At 65.8% G+C, this 3,729-nt stretch carries 2 protein-coding genes and 1 tRNA gene; all 3 read left to right on the top strand.

Features of this window, described 5'->3' with window-relative positions:
• Positions 1 to 386: S16 family serine protease (locus AC2VOK_RS19380; RefSeq protein ID WP_428901915.1), on the top strand; the 386-nt coding region annotated here is incomplete at its 5' end.
• Positions 387 to 549: 163 nt separating this feature from the next.
• Positions 550 to 3,534, top strand: coding sequence for a UPF0182 family protein (locus AC2VOK_RS19375; RefSeq protein ID WP_428901914.1), 2,985 nt, complete (start codon positions 550 to 552; stop codon positions 3,532 to 3,534).
• A gap of 117 nt (positions 3,535 to 3,651) precedes the next feature.
• Positions 3,652 to 3,728: transfer RNA gene (locus AC2VOK_RS19370), tRNA-Met, on the top strand.
• Position 3,729: the final 1 nt, after the last annotated feature.

The raw sequence follows: 3,729 nt of genomic DNA, 5'->3' as shown, positions 1-3,729 counted from the left end.
TGGGCGTTGCCGTGCTCGATGCGCCGTGGGCGCCGTTCGAGGTGACGTTCAACCTGGCCAACATCGGGGGCCCGTCGGCCGGGCTGATGTTCAGCCTGGCCGTGGTCGACAAGCTCACCACCGGCGAGCTGGCCGGCTCGACGTTCATCGCCGGCACGGGCACCATCTCCATCGACGGCAAGGTCGGCCCGATCGGCGGCATCACGCACAAAATGGTCGCCGCGAAGGCTGCCGGCGCCACGGTCTTCCTGGTGCCCGCGAAAAACTGCTATGAGGCGAGTTCGGACAACTCGACCGGTATGCGCCTGGTCAAGGTCGACACGCTCAGCGACGCGGTGGACTCGCTGCACACGATCACGTCGGGGGGACGGCCGCCGACGTGCTAGGGCTCCGTTGGAGCCGACACGCCGCGGGCGAGTGTGCGTACAGTTGTCTGCGTCCGGGAATATTCGCGGATACACAGCAAACTGCCAGGAAGTGTCCAGTGACGCGGTCCCTGGTCACAGTGACGCCAGTTGACGCCAGTTGAATCGATCAGGAGCGTAATCAATGGGGATGCGGCCCGCCGCGAGAATGCCGAAGCTGACCCGGCGCAGCCGAATTCTCATCGTGGTCGCCCTGGGCTCGATCGCCCTGCTGCTCGCGGGACCGCGACTGATCGACGCCTACGTCGACTGGCTGTGGTTCGGCGAACTGGGATACCGCTCGGTGTTCACCACCGTGCTGTTCACCCGCCTCGTGGTCTTTCTCGTGGCCGGTCTGCTGGTCGGCGGCATCGTGTTCTGCGGGCTGGCGCTGGCCTATCGCACCCGCCCGGTGTTCGTCCCGAGCAACGACAACGATCCGGTGGCGCGCTACCGCGCCGTGGTGATGACACGACTGCACCTGGTCGGCATCGGCATACCCGCCGCGATCGGGTTGCTGGCCGGCATCGTCGCGCAGAGCTATTGGGTGCGCATCCAGCTTTACCTGCACGGCGGCGAATTCGGCATCAAGGACCCACAATTCGGCAAGGACCTGGGTTTCTACGCGTTCGAACTGCCGTTCTACCGGCTGGTCCTGAGCTATCTGTTCGTTGCCGTGTTCCTGGCATTCGTGGCGAATCTGTTGGGGCATTACCTCTTCGGCGGTATCCGGCTGTCGGGCCGCAGCGGAGCGCTGAGTCGCTCGGCGCGCATCCAGCTGGTCGGCCTGGTCGGGACGCTGGTGCTGCTCAAGGCGCTCGCCTACTGGCTGGACCGCTACGAGTTGCTGTCGCACACCCGGGGCGGCAAGCCGTTCACCGGCGCCGGCTACACCGACATCAACGCCGTGATGCCGGCGAAGCTGATCCTGATGGCGATCGCGCTGATCTGTGCCGCCGCGGTGTTCTCCGCGATCACGTTCCGGGACTTGCGGATTCCGGTCATCGGCCTGGTGTTGTTGCTGCTGTCGTCGTTGATCGTGGGCGCCGGCTGGCCGCTGATCGTCGAGCAGATCAGCGTCAGACCCAATGCGGCGCAGAAGGAAAGCGAATACATCAGCCGCAGCATCGCCGCGACGCGCCAGGCGTACGGCCTGACCTCCGATGTCGTGACGTACCGCAACTACTCCGGCGACGCCAGGGCCACCGCACAGCAGGTCGCGGCCGACCGCGCCACCACGTCGAACATCCGGCTTCTGGACCCCACGATCGTCAGCCCCGCGTTCACCCAGTTCGAGCAGGGCAAGAACTTCTACTACTTCCCCGACCAGTTGTCGATCGACCGCTACATCGACCACACCGGCGCATTGCGCGACTATGTGGTGGCGGCGCGCGAACTCAACCCGGACCGACTGATCGACAACCAGCGGGACTGGATCAACCGTCACACCGTCTACACCCACGGCAACGGTTTCATCGCCTCGCCGGCGAACACGGTGCGCGGCATCGCCAACGACCCCAACCAGAACGGAGGCTACCCGGAGTTCCTGGTCAACGTCGTCGGCGCCAACGGTGGCGTGATATCCGACGGACCCGCTCCGCTGGACCAGCCGCGCATCTACTACGGGCCCGTCATCGCCAACACTTCCGCCGACTACGCGATCGTCGGGCACAACGGCACGGACCGCGAATACGACTACGAGACCAGCAACGAGACCAAGAACTACACCTACACCGGGCTCGGCGGGGTGCCGATCGGCAGCTGGTTTTCCCGCAGCGTGTTCGCCGCCAAATTCGCCGAGCGAAACTTCTTGTTCTCCAACGTGATCGGGTCCAACAGCAAGATCCTGTTCAACCGTGACCCGGCTGCGCGCGTGGAGGCAGTGGCGCCGTGGCTGACCACCGACAGCGTCGTGTACCCCGCGGTGGTCAACAAGCGGCTGGTGTGGATCATCGACGGCTACACCACGCTGGACAACTACCCGTACTCCCAACTCACCTCGTTGGAGTCGGCGACCGCCGACTCCAACGAGGTGGCGTTCAACAGGCTGGCGCCCGACAAGCAGGTCTCCTACATCCGAAACTCGGTGAAGGCCACCGTCGACGCCTATGACGGCACCGTCACGCTGTATCAGCACGACGAGAACGACCCGGTGCTCAAGGCCTGGATGCGGGTCTTTCCGGACACCGTCAGGCCCAAGAGCGAGATCACCCCCGAGCTGGCCGACCATCTGCGCTACCCCCAGGACCTCTTCAAGGTGCAGCGGATGCTGCTGGCCAAATACCACGTCAACGACCCGGTGACGTTCTTCTCCACCTCGGACTTCTGGGACGTGCCGCTGGATCCGAACCCGACCGCCAGCAGCTATCAGCCGCCGTTCTACATCGTCGCGAAAAACATTGCCAAGAATGATAATTCAGCGTCCTACCAGCTGACGAGCGCGATGAACCGGTTCAAGCGCGACTACCTGGCCGCCTACATCAGCGCCAGCTCCGACCCTGCCACCTACGGCAAGATCACGGTGCTGACCATCCCGGGGCAGGTCAACGGCCCCAAGCTGGCCAACAACGCGATCACCACCGACCCGGCGGTGTCCCAGGACCTCGGCGTGATCGGGCGCGACAACCAGAACCGGATCCGGTGGGGCAACCTGCTGACGCTGCCGGTCGGTCAGGGCGGGCTGATGTATGTCGAACCGGTCTATGCCTCCCCGGGTGCCAGCGACGCCGCCTCGTCGTACCCGAGGCTGATCCGGGTGGCGATGATGTACAACGACAAGATCGGCTACGGCCCCACGGTGGGCGATGCGCTCACCGGGTTGTTCGGCCCCGGCGCGGGTGCGGCCGCGACGGGCATCCAGCCCACCGACGGCGGCGGGGCGAGTCCGCCCGCGAGCCTGCCGGCGCCGGAGGGGGCACCCGGGTCGCCTGCGGCGCCGCCGCCGCAGGCGTCAGCGCCGGCCCCGGACGGCGCGGTGACGTTGTCTCCGGCGAAAGCCGCTGCGCTGCAGGACATCCAAACGGCGCTGAGCGCGGCCAAGGATGCCCAGAAGAAGGGTGATTTCGCCGCTTACGGGACCGCGCTGCAGCGCCTGGACGACGCGATCACCAAGTACAACAACGCCAAGTAGGTGGCTTCGTGCCCCGCGCCGGTGCGCGGGTCTGCGACAAGCCTGCCCGGCCGACAACCCCGCTGACCGTGCGATTTGGTAGCGCTGACGTCGGTTCGGTAACCTGGGGTTCACCAACGCGGGGTGGAGCAGCTCGGTAGCTCGCTGGGCTCATAACCCAGAGGTCGCAGGTTCGAATCCTGTCCCCGCTACCAG

The organism is Mycobacterium sp. TH-M116 (assembly GCF_057473685.1).
The sequence above is the reverse complement of the archived record's forward strand: the minus strand, read 5'-3'. Positions and strand labels throughout refer to the sequence as shown.